The following is a 16,633-nucleotide window of genomic DNA, read 5'->3' as shown; positions in this document are numbered from 1 at the left end:
TTGCCCTGATGTTGGCGCTATACTCCCCCTGACCATCCGGCGACCGTCCTCTCCGGGCGATCTCCGCGATCTTTCAGGCCCGGGGGGACGGTTCCACCGGCGGCGGGGGCAGACATGACGTCGAAGTTCCTTAAATCGGCCCTGGCCGATTTCAACGGCGCATCCATCCTGATCACCGGCGGGACTGGATCCTTCGGCCGCCAATTCGTGCGCTATCTGCTGGAACACGCCAAGCCGCGGCGGATCATCATCTTCTCCCGCGATGAGTTCAAACAGTATGAAATGCAGCAGCAACTGGGCGTGACCCACGAGGGCGTGCTGCGTTTCTTCATCGGCGACGTGCGCGACCGGTCCCGCCTGGAAATGGCGATGCGCGAGGTCGAGTACTGCATCCACGCCGCCGCCCTGAAGCATGTGCCGACGGCGGAGTACAACCCCATCGAATGCATCCGCACCAACGTCTACGGGGCGGAGAACGTGGTGCACGCGGCCCTGGCGGCGGGGGTGCGCAAGGTCATCGCCCTGTCCACCGACAAGGCCGCCAGCCCCATCAACCTGTATGGCGCCAGCAAGCTGGCGTCCGACAAGATCTTCGTGGCGTCGAACAACCTGTCGGGATCGGTGGGCACCCGCTTCGCGGTCGTGCGCTATGGCAACGTCGTGGGGTCGCGCGGCAGCGTCATCCCGCTGTTCCGCCGCCTGATCGCCGAGGGCGCCGGCGAGCTGCCCATCACGGATGAGCGCATGACGCGCTTCTGGATCACCCTGCAGCATGGGGTGGAGTTCGTGGCGTCCTGCTTCGGCATGATGCAGGGCGGCGAAATCTACGTGCCCAAGATTCCCAGCATGCGGGTGGGCGACCTGGCCCGCTGCATGGCGCCGGACCTGCCGCACAAGGTCATCGGCATCCGTCCCGGTGAAAAGCTGCACGAGGTCATGATCACCGAGGACGACAGCCGCCAGACCTTCGAGATGGAGGACCGCTACGTCATCGAGCCGGCCTTCAACTGGTGGACGCGCCAGGCCTACGTCAAGCTGGGCGCCAAGCCGGTGCCCGATGGTTTCAGCTATCGCAGCGACAGCAACACGGACTGGCTGACCCCCGAACGCCTGGCCGTCCTGCTGCAGAGGCCGTGATGGCTGCCGACATCCCTTCCGTGCCTTCCTACCTGCCCTATGGCCGGCAGGCCATCGATGAGGACGACATCGCCGCCGTCACCGCCGTGCTGCGCGGCGACTGGCTGACGCAGGGCCCCACCGTCACCCGGTTCGAGCAGGCCTTCGCCCAAGCCGTGGGCGCCCGCCATGCCGTCGCCTGCGCCAATGGGACCGCGGCGTTGCACCTGGCGTGCATGGCGCTGGACCTGCAACCCGGTGACGCCGTGGTGGTGCCTGCTGTCACCTTCCTCGCCACCGCCAACGCCGCCCGCTATTGCGGGGCGGAGGTGGCCTTCGCCGATGTCGATCCCGAAACCGGCCTGATGCGCCGGGCGGACGCCGAGGCCGCCATCGCCCGGGCCGAGGCTGCCGGCTGGCGGGTGCGCGCCCTGGCGCCGGTGCACTTCGCCGGCCAGGCGGCGGACTTGGACGCCCTGGGCGACCTGGCCGAGGCGCGCGGCCTGGCCATCATCGAGGACGCCTGCCACGCCGTGGGCAGCCGCCGCGCCAGCCGGGCCGGGGCCACCGGAGATGGGGAAACCGTGGCCATCGGCGCCTGCGACCGCTCCGCCATGGCCTGCTTCTCCTTCCATCCGGTGAAGACCATCGCCGCCGGCGAGGGCGGCATGGTCACCACCAATGACGACGGCCTGGCGCGCAGCCTGCGGCGCGACGTCAGCCACGGCATGGTGCGTGACCCCGGCAGTTTCCAGGACAGGAAGGCGGCCTTTGGCGCCACCGGTGCCGCCAACCCCTGGTATTACGAGATGCCGGCGCCCGGGTACAATTATCGCCTGACCGACATCCACGCCGCCCTGGGCCTGAGCCAGTTGGGAAAGCTGGACCGCTTCGCTCGCCGGCGGGCGGAGATGGTGGCGCGCTACGATGAACGCCTCGCGCCTCTGGCCCCCCTCATTCGGCATGCCGGCCGCAGCGGTGGGGAGCCCGCCTGGCACCTTTACGTCGTCCTGATCGACTTCGCGGCCCTGGGCCGGGACCGTGCCGCCGTCATGGCGGCGCTGAAGGCCCAAGGCGTGGGCAGCCAGGTGCACTACATCCCGGTGCACCACCAGCCCTATTACCGGGAGCGCTATGGCAGCCTGGATCTGCCGGGCGCCGACGGCTGGTACCAGGCCTGCCTGTCCCTGCCGCTGTTCCCCGCCATGACCGACGGCGATGTCGACCGGGTGGTGGCAGCCCTGGAACACCTGGTCAGGGCGTAACCGGTACCGACCTTCTGGCGGCCCGCCCCCCTCAGCCCGCCTTCGTCACCCCGCCTTCTGGGCCAGCTTGGCCACACGGTCCTGATAGGCCGGCGGGTAAAGGGCCAGTTGACGGTGCATCAGCGCCCCACCTTCCGCGTCGGCCTCGCGATAGGCGGCCACCGCCTCGGCCCCCTGCCCCGCACCGTCCTGCACCATGGCCAGCAGCAGCTTGGCCAGCGGCTGGTTAGGCGCCTGGGCGCTGGCCTGCTTCAGGCTGGCGACGGCCTCGGCCAGGGCACCCGCCTCAAACTCCACCAGGCCGCGGCATAGGTTGGCGAAGTAATTGCGCGGCTCGCGGGTGCAGCCCGCCTGGGCGTGGGCCGCCGCCTGGGCCGCGTCACCCCGGCGCAGCGCCACCAGGGCGCGGTGGCTTTCCGGCAGGGCCCAGCCGGTGTCAACCTGGGCGCAACGGCTGAAATGCTCCTCCGCCGCCGCCAGGTCGCCGGCCGCCAGGTCACGCATGCCCCACTGCAGCAGCAGGTTCTTGTCATCCGCGGCGCCCGCGCCCACCAGGGCGACATAACCTTCGATCTCGGGCACGACCTCCTGTGGCCGCACCAGGCGCACTAGGCAGCGGATGATCTGGAAACGCAAATCCGAACGGGTGGGAACCAGCCGGCCGGCAACCCGCGCGGCCGCCAGCGCCAACTCCGTCCGCCGCATCTGGTCGTCCCGCCACTGGGCGAAAAGGGTGTTGGAAATATCGGCCAGGGCGCTCGCCAGGTCATCGGCTGAACCGGCCGGGACGTCACTGGCCACCGTCAGGGCGTGCGCCCAGGCGGCCAGCGCATCGGGGATGCGCCCTTCGACGTGGGCCGCCAGGCCGGCCAGCGCCGACACGCGGATGTCGGTGGCGGGCGCCAGTTCCACGAAGCGGCGGGCCCAGGCCACACCTTCCGCCTTGCCGTCCTTCAGCAGGCGGGCGGACAGGTTGGCGCAACCGTCCAGCCACAAGGCCGGCGCGCGTGCCTGCAGGTCGGCCTGCCGCTGCCGCGCGGCCTCGGCTTGGCCCAGCCGCTCTTCCGTCCAAGCCAGCAGGGGATACAGGATGGCCAGGTCCGGTTGGATCTCCACGGCCCGCTGCAGGGCACCGTAGGCCGCCTGGGCGTCGCCGCCCATCAGCAGGGCGATCCCCATCTCGAAATGATAATTGGCGAAGGTGGTCTGGCGTATGCGATCCCGCCAACGGCCGATCGCCGCCTCATCCAGCGCGGTTGCCGCCTGGTCCCCTGCCGTCACGCTCATCTCCTGCCTTTCATGATCGCCGACCACGTCGGCGACACTGTACCAATCCGGGACGGCCAAGCCACGGCCTATCGCCGCCCGCGCGCCTGGGCGATGCAGCGTTCCATGCGGGGGATGAATTCCTCGGCCTTGAAGGGCTTCAGGATCACGCCGGCGGCCCCGTTGCGCAGGGCCTCCTGCAGCACCTCGGCCTCGGCATGGCTGGTGACCATGATGACCGGCACCATGGACAGGGCGTGGCTGCCCCGCACCGCCTTCAGGGTTTGCAACCCGTCCAGCGTGGGCATGGTGATGTCCAGCAGCAGAGCGCGCGGCTGCACCTGGCTCAGCATCCGCAGGCACTGGGCACCATCGGACACGGGCACGGGGGTGTAGCCGCCGGCCTTCAGCAGGGCGCCGATCATGGCCCGCAGTCCGGGTTCATCCTCCGCGAATACGATCGCGCCCTTGCTCATGCTTTCCTGCCGCCATTCTTGGGAGCTAGTCGCCCGCCGTCTCCACTGCCTCACCGATAAACCGTTCGCCCAGCGCCGTCCAGGCGCCGGGGCCGACACGGCCGATGCGGACGGCCAGGGCCCGCACGGCACCCATGTCCCCATCGGCGCAGGCGTCGTGCATCTGGCGGCCCAGCGCCTGCAGGCCCACAAGGCCGACATTGCCGGCGGTGGAGATCAAGTCGTGCGCCTCAGCCCGCAGGGGCGTCAGGTCCGATGCCTCCGCCAGGGCCTGGATGCGCCGCACCCGGGCCAGACCGTGCTCGACGAAATTCTCCACCAGCACCTGGAAGTCGGCCGGCGGCACGATGGCCTGCAACCCGGCCAGCACCGTGGGGTCCAGCCGGCCCAGGCTGGCGTCGTCCTCAGCCACCGGGTCCGACTGCGCCGCCTCCAGGTCGGAGGGCGAGCCTGCGGCATGGTCGGCGCCGCGGGCCACCCAGCGCGCCACCGTGTCCAGGAACTGCTGCTGATCGAAAGGCTTGGAGACATAGTCGTCCATGCCGGCGGCCAGGTACTCCTCGCGCATGCCCACCATGGCGTTGGCGGTCATGGCCAGGATGGGCAGATGGCGCAGGCCCAGGTCGCGGCGCAACACCTGGGTGGCGGTCACGCCGTCCATCACCGGCATCTGCACGTCCATCAGCACCAGGTCATAGGCCGTGGTCCGGCAGGCGGCCACCGCCGCCTGACCGTCCTCCGCCATGTCGACGCTATAGCCGTCGCGTTCCAGCATGATGCGCGCGACGGACCGGTTGACCATGTTGTCGTCCACCAGCAGCAGGCGGCGGCCCAGCCCGCGGGCACCCTGGTCGCGCGCCAGCGGCCCGTCCACCTCGGTCTCCACCACCTCGCCGCCACCGAACAGGCGCAGAAGCAGGGCGCGCAGCGCCGGGGCCCGCACCGGCTGGGTCAGCACACCGTCCACCGCCATATCGGCTTCGGCCACCTGCGGCCGGCCGGTCGCCACCACCATCTTGGCCGCCGCCGCCCGGGGCAGGGTCCGCAGCCTGGCGGCCAAGGTGGTACCGTCCGCGCCAACGGCGGCACCGGAGGGGGGCTCGGCGATGATCACGATGTCGAAGGCCCAGGCCTCATCCGCCGCGACCTCGGCCACGGCGGCCTCCGCGTCCGCCACGGATGTCACCATGAGATCCAGGCGTTCCAGCGCCTTCACCAGACCACTGGCCCCGACCACCAGGGCCCGCAGGCCGCTGAGCGCCGCCACGGCCGCGGCGCGGCGGGCCACCTGCACGCTGGACGGCTTCAGCGGAATTGTGAAGGCGAAGGTGGAGCCGGCGCCGGGCGCGCTGTCCAGGGTGATGCCGCCGCCCATGAGACGCACCAGCTCGCGCGAGATGACCAGGCCCAGGCCGGTGCCGCCATAGCGCCGGTTGATGGATGTGTCGGCTTGGGTGAACTTTTCGAACAGGCGGGCCTGCTGGTTCGCGTCCATCCCCACGCCCGTGTCGACGACGGTGAAGCGCAAGCGGCGGCGGCCGTCCGTGTGATCTCCGCCGCTTTCGGCCGGCGCCGCCGTGACGGCCAAGCTGACGCGCCCCTCGGCCGTGAACTTCACGGCGTTGCCCATCAGGTTCAGCAGCACCTGGCGCAGACGGGTCGGGTCGCCGCGATAGGCGCCGGCAACCTCGGGCGCCACGGAGACGTCCAGATCCAGCCCCTTTTCCCGCGCCTGGGGCGTCAGCAGGGCCACCACGCCCTCCACCACCTCATCCAGGACGAAGTCCACCATCTCCAGCTCGACCTTGCCGGCCTCCAGCTTGGAGATGTCCAGGATGTTGTTGATGATGTTCAGCAGGGCCTGGGCGCTGTCGTGGATGGCCTCGGCATAGGCGCGCTGCTCGGTCGCCAGGGCGGTGCCGAGCAGGATCTGGGTCATGCCCATGATGCCGTTCATGGGCGTGCGGATCTCATGGCTCATATTGGCCAGGAAATCGGACTTGGCGCGGTTGGCCGCCTCCGCCGCCTGCTTGGCGCCGGCCAGGTCATCGGCCAGGGCGGCCAGGTCGCCCTCGCGCTTCTTCTCCCGCGTGATGTCGGACAGGGTCACCACCAGGCCGCGCCCCCAGGGCACGGCGGTGATGCGGAACCAGCGCCCGTCCTCGTCTCGGTGATATTCGAAGGTGGCGGCGCGGCCCGTGTCCACCACCTCGACATAGCGGTCGAACAGGCCGCCGGCCGCAACATCGGGGAACAGCTCCTTCAGGCCCCGGCCCACCAGGTCGTGGGCGGAGCGGCTGGCCATCTTCTCGGCGGTGACGTTGACCAGCTCGAAGCGGAAGTCGCTGACGTCGAAGTTCTCGTCCCGGACGGTCTCATAGGCGAAGACCCCGTCCAGTGAGGCGTTCAGCACGTTGTCCAGCAGGGTGCGCTGCGCCTGCAGGGTGGCGCGCGCCGCCTCCAGCTCCGTCACCTGGGCGTTCAGGTGCAGGGTCGCCGCCACCTGATCCGACACGTCGCGCAGCAAGGCGACGTAGTGGGTGACGCGGGTGCCCACACGGGCCGGAAAGATGGCCAGATCCACCCAGAAGGGACGGCGGTCGCGGGTATAGTTCAGCAGGCGCTGGCGCACCGGTTCCCCCGCCGCCAGCGCCTGGCGGATGCGCTCCAGCGCCGCCCTGTCGGTCAGCGGCCCCTGGAGGAAGCGGGGGGAACGGCCCACCGCCTCGTCCCAGGAGAACCCGGTGACGGTGGTGAAGGCCTCGTTCACGAAAATGATGCGGGGGCCCGGCTCGTCCAGGGCGTCGGCCTCGGTGATCATGATGCCATCGGTGGCGTGCACCGCCACCGATTGCAGCAGGCGCAGGCGCTCTTCCGCCGCCACTTGCTGGGTACGGTCGCGCCCCGACCCGCGAAAGCCCCGGAACACGCCGGCTTCATCGAAGAAGGGCTTGCCACTGATCACCACGTGACGCAGCACCCCGTCCTCGCCGTACAGGCTGTAGGTCAGGTTGCGGAACGGCTGGCGCGCCGCCAATCGCTCCTCGTAAGCCAACAGGTCGGGATTGTCGGGATCGAGGGCGAAGTCGCGGCGGGTTCGGCCCAGGAAATGACCCGCCGGAATGCCCAGGCTGCTGACGCCCTGGGACATCTGGGTGAAGCGCCCTTCCGGATCGGTTTCCCAGAACCAGTCGCTGGACACCTCCGTCAGGTCGCGGAACTGCGCCTCGCGCTGGGCGATCTCACGCTCGTGCCGATCCAGCGCCGCCGCCATGTCATTGAAGGATCGGGCCAGCTCCGCGAACTCCGCCGTGCCTGGCGCGATGGCGGCGCGTACGCCCCTGTCACCGGCGGCCAGGCGGGAGACGGCATGGCGCAGGGCCAGCACGCCGCGCAGCACCGTCGCCTCCACCCCCACCCAGCCCAGAAGCAGGGCGCAGAGGGCGGCCACGCCGCCAAAGGCCAGGGTGCGCCGCTGATCGGCCAGGATGGGGGCCAGGACGGCGGCGCGATCCGCGCCCACCACGACGTGCGCGCCGCTGCTGGGCAGGGGCGCGATGCCCACCAGCCGGTCCACCCCGTCCAGGGTGACGAATTCCCCCCGGTCCGTCGGCCCGTTCAGCACCGCCTGAATGAACGGATTGTCCTTGAAATTGTGCCCCACCAGATCCCGCCGTTCGGGGATGCGGGCCAGCACCGTGCCGGTGCGGTCCACCAGCAGGAACAGAGACCCATCGTGGCTGAAACGGGCGCCCGTCTTCTCGATCCAGTCCATGCTGAGGCCCGCCAGCACCAGGGCGTCCGGCTTGCCCAACCCCGCTGGCCCGCCCGTCCGGTACACCGGCTGGGCGGTGCCCAGGATCACACGGTTGCTGGGCCGCCCGAACACATAGTCGCTGGTGGCGGCCCGGCCGGTCTCAAAGGCCTGGCGCACGTATTCGCGGTCGCTGTAGTTGGACCACGGCTGGTCCGCCGACGAGCAGATGACCGAGCCGTCGGGCTTGACCACGTGGATGTTGGAAACCCAGGGTTGGGACGCCTTCAGGATGCGGGCGTCGTCGACGCACTGGTCCGTGGGCAGCAGGGCGGAATGCTGGGCGAAGCCCAGGCTGAGCCGCCGCACCTGGTCCAGCAGGCGTTCCTGTTCGTCCGCCGCCATGCGGGCCAGTTCCACCGCCTGGGCCTCGACGGCGGCGACGGCCTCGTCCCGCCGGGCCCGGCTTTCGCCCAGCAGCAGCAGGAAGAAAGGCACGGTCGTACCGATCAGCAGCAGCAACAGGCGCCGCCGCAAGCCCAAGGCCATCCCTCATCCCCCAAAAGGCCGGGGGCATGGAGGCCCCGGCCGTTCCCGCCAGGGGACCTTTGTCGCATCCGGATGCCGCATCGTCCAGGGCGCGGACGGAGAGGCTACATAGATAGGATTTGCGCGGAACGATCCCTAGTCGGCGGCCCCCGCCACCACCTGGCCGCCGACGGGACGCTCGGCGTGCCGCGGCATGAGGCGGGAGGCGAAGTAGGCCAGTTCCAGGGCGGGGCCCCGGGCGCGGGCGGCGTCATCCAAGCCCCGGGTGCCGTGGCCGCCCTCGTCGCTTTCATAAAACAGCACGGGCTTGCCCAGCGCCTCCATGCGGGCAGCGAACTTGCGGGCATGGCCGGGGCCCACGCGGTCGTCGTGGGTGGCCGTCATGATCAGGGTTTCCGGGTAGGTGCGCGAGGGATCCAGCCGCTGGTAGGGGGAAATGCTGGCCAGGAAGGCCCGTTCCTCCGGCACCGAGACACTGCCGTATTCCGCCACCCAGGACGAGCCGGCGGCGATGGCCTCATAGCGCAGCATATCCAGCAGCGGCACCTTGATGGCCACCGCCCCCCACAGGTCGGGATGCTGGGTCAGGGCGACGCCCATCAGCAGGCCGCCGTTGGAGCCGCCGCTGATCCCCAGGCGTGCCGGCCGGGTGACCTGGCGTTGAATCAGGTCGCGCGCCACGGCGGTGAAGTCGTCGAAGGACTTCTGCCGGTGGGTCTTCAGCGCCGCCTCGTGCCAGGCGGGGCCGAACTCGCCCCCGCCCCGGATGTTGGCCACGACATAGACGCCGCCCCGGTCCAGCCACAGCTTGCCGATGGTGGCGGAATATGTCGGCAGGCGCGACAGGTTGAAGCCGCCGTAGGCCGTCAGCAGGGTGGGGTTGTCGCCGCTGAGCACCATGTCCTTGCGGTGGACGATGAAGTAGGGGATGGCGGTGCCATCGGTGGAGGCGGCCTGCCACTGGTCCACGGTGTAGGGGCTGGCGTCGAAGCCGGGGCTGCCGGCCTTGACCAGGGTGGCGGCGGCGCTGTCCAGGTCCACGCTCCACACCGCCTGGGGCGTCAGGAACCCGGCCACGGTCACGGTCAGCTTGTCCTTGTCCTCGCTGCTGGACTTGATGCTGACGGCCGACATGTCCGGCAGGTCGACACGGGTCGTCTTCCAGCCGCCGTCGATACGGGTCAGCACCGTCAGGCGGCCGCGCACATTCTCGTCGCTGGTCACGACCAGGTGGGATCTGGCCTTCACCAGGTTGGTCACGGCCTCGCGCGGGCCGGGCAGATAGACGGGGGCCGCCTTCAGCTTGGCCGGGTCGTGGCGGGCGGCATCCAAATCCACCGAGACATAAGAGCCGGCGGGAAAGGTGCGGCCGCTGGCCGTCTGCCAGTCCTGTCCCAACTTGACCACCAGCTGACCGTTGGCCAGCACCGCCAGCTCGGCCAGCGGCGGCAGGCCCAGCTTAAGGGTGTGGCGACCCTCGACCAGGTAATGTTCCGTGGTGAAATAGCTGGGCCGCCGTACCAGCACAATGGCGCGGTGGCCCTGGCGGTCGCGGAAGATGGCCGGGCTGACGGAGGTGTCGGTGACACGGCCCTGGAAAATCTCATGCGCCTGGTCCAGCGGCTGGCCGCGCTGCACCACCTTGACCACGTAGGGATAGCCAGAGCGGGTTAGCGCCGCGTCGCTGGAATCCCAGCCACGGGCCACCAGCAGGGTGTCATGGTCCAGCCACACCACCGTCTGCTTGGCGTAGGGCAGATGGAAGCCGCCGGGCACGTAAGCCTTGGCCACGGGGTCGTATTCCCGCACCTCTACCGCGTCCTCGCCCGTGCGCGACAGCGACACCAGGCAGGTGCGCCCCATGACCACCGGGTCCGCCCCCGGGGCCGGGGGCGGCGCATCGGGATCGACCGTGCCGTAGCAATTGGAACCGGCATAGACATGGCGCACGCCGTCGATGGTGGTGACGGCCGGATCCTTGCCGTCCACCGCCCCGCCCGAGGGCAGCGCGCCACTGCCACCCTCCTCCGACGCCTCATGCGCCAGCAGGGTGGCGGTGGAGATGAAATCGGATAGGGGCGCGTCCTGCGTCAGTTCCGCCAGCGTGCGCTGGTTCTGCCGCGCCACCCAGGCCAGCGCATCCGGCGAGTCGGGCGTTTCCAGCCAGGCGTAGGGATCGGTGTAGGTGGAGGACAGGCCGGACAGCGGGGCCACCGGCTCGACAGCCGGATCTTGCGCGCATGCCGCCAGCGACAGCGCCAAAAGCAAAGCCGGAAGAACACGGGAACAAACGGACGGCATGGGACGCGACAGCCTCGGCGGATCAGGATCCATCCCCCTGGCGACAGCGGCGGCGGCCGGGTCAGGAAGACGGCGGAACGGAGGCAGGGAACTTCTGCCCCCGTTCCAGGATTGATCCCTAATCCTTGAGTTTCCGTAAAAGGTAGGTGAACTCCAGCGCCTGCCGCCTGGCGGTTTCCTTGAGGTTGGCGCTGGCCGCGTGACCGCCCTCGGTGTTCTCGTAATAGAGGTAGGGCAGGCCCATCTCCTTCATCTTGGCCGCCATTTTGCGGGCGTGCCCGGGATTGACCCGGTCATCCTTGGCCGAGGTGACGAACAAGGGTTCCGGATAGGTCACCCCTGCCTTGAGATTATGGTAGGGCGAAATGCCGGCCAGGAAGGCCCTCTCTTCCGGCACCGCCGGGTCCCCGTATTCCCCCATCCACGAGGCGCCGGCGCCGATGACCGGGAAGCGCAGCATGTCCAGCAGCGGCACCTGGATGACGACCGCGCGCCACAGTTCCGGATGCTGGGTGAACTGCACGCCCATCAGCAGGCCGCCGTTGGATCCGCCCTCGATGCCCAGCCGGCGGGTGCTGGTCAGCTTGGTGGCGACCAGGTCGCGGGCCACGGCGACGAAGTCGTCGTAAATGGCCTGGCGTTTGGTCTTCAGGCCCGCCTCGTGCCAGGCGGGGCCGAACTCTCCACCGCCCCGGATGTTGGCCAGCACATAGGCGCCGCCGCGTTCCAGCCACATCTTGCCGGTGGCGCCCAGGTAGCGGGGCAGCATCGGCACCTCGAACCCGCCATAGGCGTACAGCAGGGTCGGGGTGGATCCGTCGAAGGGCACGTCGCGCGGCCGCACGACGAAGTAGGGCACATGGGTCCCGTCGCTGGACACCGCCTCACGCTGTTCCACCACCGCCTTGGACGCGTCGAACTGCGGCGGCGTGGACTTCAGCCTTTCCACCGCCCCGGTGTTGGTGTCGACCAGCGACAGGGTCAGCGGCTCCAGGAAGCCGGCCACGGTGACGAAGGCGCGGTCATGGTCGCGGTCGGTGCCGGTGACGGTGATGTTGGCGTTGTCCGGCAGCTGCAGCTGCGCGCGGCGCCAGCTGCCGTCGGCATTGCGATCGGCCACGTAGACGCGGCCCTTCACATTGTCCGTCAGGCTGATCAACAGGTGGTGCCTGGTGAAGTCCAGGTCGTTCAGGCCTTCGCGCGAGGTCGGCGTGTAGACCGGCGCCGGATGCAGATGGTCCGGATCGGCCGTGGCCGCCGCCAGATCCAGCGCCACGACGGCCCCCTGGGGCACGGCGGTGCCGCCCACGGCCCAGTCCTGCTTCACCTCCACGATCAGCTGGCCCTCGTGGATGCCGTGCACGCGGGCCTTCAGCGGCAAGGCCAGGCGCTTTGGTTGCCCACCCGCCAGCAGATAGGTCTCCACCTCGAAGAAGCTGAGGTTGCGGGTGATCAGCGTGGCCTGGTGGCCCTGGGCGTCACGCATGGTTTCGGCACCGACCGACATGTCCGACGGCTGGCCCCGGAACACCTCCTGCGCCTGGTCCAGCGGCTGGCCGCGCTTCAGCGTCTTGATGACCAGGGGGTAGCCGGCGCCGCTCATGGTGCCAGGTCCCCAGTCGCGGGCCACCAGCAGGGTTTCAGTGTCCGCCCAGGCGACATTCTGCTTGCCGCGCGGCAGGGCGAAGCCGCCGGCCACGAAGGCCCGGCTCTTCATGTCGAACTCGCGGATCGTCACCGCGTCCTCACCCCCGTTGGACAGGTGGACGACGCAGTGGCGACGGGTTTCCTCGTCGCAGTCGGTGCCCTTGAACACCCACTTAACGCCCTCGGCCTTGGCCAGGGCGTCAACGTCCAGCACGGTCTGCCAGTCGGGCTTGTCCTTACGGAAACTGGCCAGGGTGGTGGTGCGCCACAGGCCCTGGACGTGGTCGGCGTCCTGCCAGAAATTATAGACGGCGTCGCCGCGGAAGCTGACGCCCGGCACGCGGTCCTTGCTTTCGGCGATGGCCGTCGCCTCCGCCAGCAGGGCGGGATAGCGCGGGTCGGCCTGCAGCACGGCGGTGGAGCGGTCCGTTTCCGCCTTGGCCCAGGCCAGGGCGTCCGCGTTGTTCATATCCTCCATCCACGCCCGGCTGTCCTCGGGGATGCCGGTGGGCGGCGTGGCGGGTGTGGAATCGGCGAAGGCGGCGGTCGCCCCCAGCATCAGGCCAGGCGACAGCAGAAGTGCGCTGATCGTGTTTTTCATGAACCCCATCCGTGAGGGCGGCCGACCGCTGCCACGGATCGTCCCTGCCCCTGTCTGTTGCCTTTAGTAGTGGGTCAGGACGAGGCCGGATGCAATACGCTGCTTAGGACAAATGGGGGTGACCCGGAAGGAGATCTCAGGCATCGGCCTCGCCGGCCTCGATGACGCCGTCGGCCGACTTGCGGAAGATGGACGGGGTGCCGACGTACAGCAGCACCACGTCCCGGTCCGAGGCGTTGCGGGCGCTGTGCGGCTGCAGGCTGTCGAAATGCAGGCTGTCGCCGGCACCCAGCTTGGCCTTGGTCTTGCCCACCGTTCCCGTCATCTCCCCCTCCACGACGTAGAGGAAATCCTCGCCGTTGCGCTGGTCGGGGGGGAAGGCATGGCCGGGCGGCACCCGCATCAGGATGATGTCCAGCTTGCGGTCCGCCAGGTTGCTGGCCAGATCGATGTAATCCACCGGGCTGTCGACCTCGATGCGCCGGGGCTTGGCCGCACGGTGAACGATGGTGCCGCTGTCCGGCACCTCCATGAAATAGGTGAGGTCCACGGTCAGGGCGTCGGCCAAGGCCAATAGCGAGACCAGCGAGGGCACGCTCAAATCCCGTTCCGCCTGGCTGATGAAGGGTGCGGACAGGCCGGAGCGCTGGGCCACCTGCTGCAGGGTCAGGCCCAGCGCCTTGCGCCGCGCGCGGATGCGGTCGCCCATGGGCATCTGCCGCCGGCGGTCGGTGGCGCTGACGATCTGCATGGCTGTATGCCCCCCTTTAACCCAGGCCATCCCGGCGCCCCCCGGCACCGGCCCGCCGTCACCCCGGTTGGTCCCGGGATATGCGATGGCGGCTTAACGTTTGTCCCTCCCTGGTAATGCGCCCTCGCGCGCAGGTAAAGCCGCCAACCCCCGCCGCCGCCGCATAGCGGCGACGCCCGGGGCGGGACGGTTCAAATTTGTGGATGTGTCAAAATTTTGTATGGGATGACCGAATGACCGCGCCCGGCGATTTGGGGCCCGCTATTCGTCCTTGAACGCGACGCGGACATTGCCCCAAATGCGGCCGCGCACCCGGATGGGGGCGTCCACCTCCTTCAGGCGGACGATGACTCCGCCGCCCATGTCGCGCGAATAGGACTGAACCAGGAAATCGCCGGTGTTGCGGCCAGCGGCCAGGCCGGCGCGGTCGTTGAACAGGCGGCGGTTGCGGCTGTGCGCCATGTTCCAGGTGTAGTCGCCCGGCCGCTGCGGCTGCGACACCCGCTTCATGTGGGTCGGCAGATAACCCGAGGGCACGACGGCGGCGCAGAACTGGATACGCGGGTCGCCCGCCGCCACCGGTTCCTGGATGTCGGGGAACAGGCGGTCGGTGATGGAGGTGTAGGCCGCCATGTATTGCTGCGGGTCGGTGTCGGGAATGGGGTCCAGGTCGTGCGAGAACAGCGCCGTCTCGGTGATTTCGCCCGCCTGCAGGGCCCCTTCCAGCGCTTGGCCCATGCGGCCGGCGGCGCCAAGCGCCAGGTCGATGAAGCCGCGGTGCCGTTCCAGCGCCCGGTCCAGCGTCGCCTTCAGCCGGCCTTGGGTCGCACCGTCGACATGGATGAAGCACAGGTGCAGGCCCAGCTCGCTGGTGCCCGCCACCACCGCCGCCACCGTGCCGACGCCGTCCACGGCCAGCGCCACCTCCTGCTGGTCGGCCAGGGCGGGCAGGCCCTCCGCCGCCACCAGGGCGCCGCGTGCCGACAAATCCTGCAGCCGGCCGGCGTAGGGGCGGCCGTTCACCTGCACCGTCGCCGGCATGTCGCAGGGCACGCGGTCGGCGGCGCGGCGGTCGCCGGCCAGCGACTGGCGCAAGGCGATGGTCATGCGCCGCTTCAGGTCCACCACCGCGGTCTGTGTCTCGCTGACCCGCAGGTCCAGGTCGGCGGCGATGGTGGCGATCTCATCGGACTGCCCCCGGATGCTGCCCACGCTGTGCGACACCTGCCGGGCGGCGCCGGCGGATTCCGACGCGCTGCGCCCGATCTCGGCGTTGGCGGCGGATTGCTGCTCCACGGCCGCCGCCGTGGCGGATGAGGCCTCGTTGATTTCACTGATCACGGTGATGACGGCACGGATGGCGTCCACGCTGGCCGACACGGCGCCGCGCAAGCCCGCCACCTGGGTCCCGATGTCGTCCGTGGCCTTCTGCGTCTGGCCGGACAGCGACTTCACCTCATGCGCCACCACGGCGAAGCCCTTGCCGGCGTCACCGGCCCGCGCCGCCTCGATGGTGGCGTTCAGGGCCAGCAGGTTGGTCTGGCCGGCGATATCGGCGATGAGGTCCGTGACGGTGCCGATCTGGCGCGTCGCCTCCTCCATGCGTTCGATGGCGCCGGCGGCCAGGCGGGCGCTGTCCACGGCGCGGCGGGCCACGTCGCTGGAGCGGGCGGCCTGGCGGGCGATCTCATCCCCGGCGGCGCCCAGTTCCTCCGTCGCGGCGGCGACGTTGCCGGCGTTGCCGCTGGCCTGCTCCGCCGCGGCCGACACGGCCACCGTGTTCTCCCGCACCACCGTCACGGCCTGTTTCAGATGGGCCACCCCATCCACCGCCCGGTGGCTGCCCCGCTCCACCCCCATCCAGGTGGCGGTCAAGTCGGCCTCGATGGCGCGGCAGGTTTCCAGCAGCGCCAGGCGGGCCTCCTCGCGCGTGCGCTCCATCAGTTCCACCCGCTCGTCCGTGCTGAAGGCCAGGCGCGCCCGCAGGGCCCGCAGCGTCGCCGTCATGGCCTGGAATTCCGCCACCGGGTCGGCTGGCATGGCGTGGTCGAATTCCCCCGCCGCCACGGCGGCGAAGTGCCCCTCCACCCGGCCCAGGGCCTGGCGCAGGGTGCGCAGGATCAGGCTGCCGCCCAGCACGGACACGGCCAGCGACACCAGGATGATGGCGGCGTTGGCGCCCAGCCACAGGGCGCTGTCGGCGCCCGCGTCCATCTTTTCGCCAAAGGGCCCGAGGAAACGCAGGCCGCCCGCCACCAAGGTGCAGGCGATCATGGTGCCCATGGTCAGGATCATGCGGCCGCGCACACTGCCGGCGTAGTGGCGCAGGCGGGGCCCCGGGCCATTGGCTACGGCCACGCCATCCTTCAGGGTCCCACGACCGGCGCGAAGCTCCGCATACAGCGCCTCGGCCGCGCGCACCTCATCCCGGCCGGGCTTGCTGCGGATGGAGATGAAGCCGGCGACCGTGCCGCCCTCCATCACCGGCGTGACATTGGCCCGCACCCAATAATGATCGCCAGCCTTGGTGCGGTTCTTGACCAGCCCGTCCCAGGGCCGGCCGGCGCGGATGGTGGCCCACAGGTCGGCGAAGGCGGCCTTGGGCATGTCGGGATGGCGCACCAGGTTGTGCGGTGCGCCGATCAGTTCCTCATGGCTGAATCCGCTGACGCGGACGAAGGCGCGGTTGGCGTAAGTGATACGGCCCGACGGATCGGTGCGGGAAACCAGCAGTTCCCCCTGGCGCAACTCCACCTCACGGTTGGTCACGGGCCCCGTGTCACGCATCGCATCCCTCCCCCGAGTACCTGTCCCAGGCCGTTCCTTTCGCCCTCGATACGGACCTTGGCCTGGCGTCCAGCCTCGCGCCGGAAAGGTTAACCCGACGTAAAGGCTTTAACCGCCTGA

The 16,633-nt window shown here is 69.8% G+C and carries 9 protein-coding genes; 2 read left to right on the top strand and 7 right to left on the bottom strand.

Translation table 11 applies throughout. The features are described from left to right. Positions 1–114: 114 nt before the first annotated feature. Together pseB and pseC are read left to right on the top strand one after the other, a co-directional pair. Positions 115–1,137: a UDP-N-acetylglucosamine 4,6-dehydratase (inverting) gene (pseB, locus tag FBZ88_RS16315; protein WP_088873920.1), complete on the top strand. Its 1,023-nt coding sequence runs from the start codon at positions 115–117 to the stop codon at positions 1,135–1,137. Next, on the top strand, positions 1,137–2,381 hold the full coding sequence (pseC, locus tag FBZ88_RS16310; protein ID WP_145618271.1) for a UDP-4-amino-4,6-dideoxy-N-acetyl-beta-L-altrosamine transaminase: 1,245 nt from the start codon (positions 1,137–1,139) through the stop codon (positions 2,379–2,381). The genes pseB and pseC overlap by 1 nt, the downstream gene beginning before the upstream one ends. Before the next feature lie 45 nt (positions 2,382–2,426). Here pseC and FBZ88_RS16305 read toward each other — a convergent pair whose 3' ends face one another. The 7 genes from FBZ88_RS16305 to FBZ88_RS16275 all read right to left on the bottom strand — a co-directional run bounded on the left by FBZ88_RS16305 (position 2,427) and on the right by FBZ88_RS16275 (position 16,513). After that, positions 2,427–3,668 (bottom strand): tetratricopeptide repeat protein, encoded by a 1,242-nt coding sequence (locus tag FBZ88_RS16305; protein WP_145618270.1) that lies wholly within the window; start codon positions 3,666–3,668, stop codon positions 2,427–2,429. Positions 3,669–3,736: 68 nt separating this feature from the next. After that, complete coding sequence (locus tag FBZ88_RS16300; protein WP_088873923.1) at positions 3,737–4,123, bottom strand: response regulator; 387 nt, start codon at positions 4,121–4,123, stop codon at positions 3,737–3,739. 25 nt (positions 4,124–4,148) lie between these two features. Further along, a complete protein-coding gene (locus tag FBZ88_RS16295) occupies positions 4,149–8,426 on the bottom strand; it encodes a response regulator (protein WP_145618268.1) in 4,278 nt (1,425 codons plus the stop codon). A gap of 135 nt (positions 8,427–8,561) precedes the next feature. Beyond that, on the bottom strand, positions 8,562–10,727 hold the full coding sequence (locus FBZ88_RS16290; RefSeq protein ID WP_211102689.1) for a prolyl oligopeptidase family serine peptidase: 2,166 nt from the start codon (positions 10,725–10,727) through the stop codon (positions 8,562–8,564). Positions 10,728–10,845: 118 nt separating this feature from the next. Continuing rightward, positions 10,846–12,975, bottom strand: a complete 2,130-nt coding sequence (locus tag FBZ88_RS16285; RefSeq protein WP_145618266.1) for a prolyl oligopeptidase family serine peptidase — start codon at positions 12,973–12,975, stop codon at positions 10,846–10,848. A 136-nt stretch (positions 12,976–13,111) separates the two neighbouring features. After that, positions 13,112–13,726 carry a helix-turn-helix domain-containing protein gene (locus FBZ88_RS16280; RefSeq protein ID WP_145618265.1) on the bottom strand — a complete coding sequence of 205 codons (615 nt, stop codon included), beginning with the start codon at positions 13,724–13,726 and terminating at the stop codon, positions 13,112–13,114. 261 nt (positions 13,727–13,987) lie between these two features. Continuing rightward, positions 13,988–16,513: a methyl-accepting chemotaxis protein gene (locus FBZ88_RS16275; RefSeq protein WP_145618264.1), complete on the bottom strand. Its 2,526-nt coding sequence runs from the start codon at positions 16,511–16,513 to the stop codon at positions 13,988–13,990. Positions 16,514–16,633: the final 120 nt, after the last annotated feature.

The organism is Nitrospirillum bahiense, assembly GCF_007828025.1.
GTDB classification, from domain to species: domain Bacteria; phylum Pseudomonadota; class Alphaproteobacteria; order Azospirillales; family Azospirillaceae; genus Nitrospirillum; species Nitrospirillum amazonense.
This window is presented reverse-complemented; position numbering and strand designations above follow the sequence as displayed.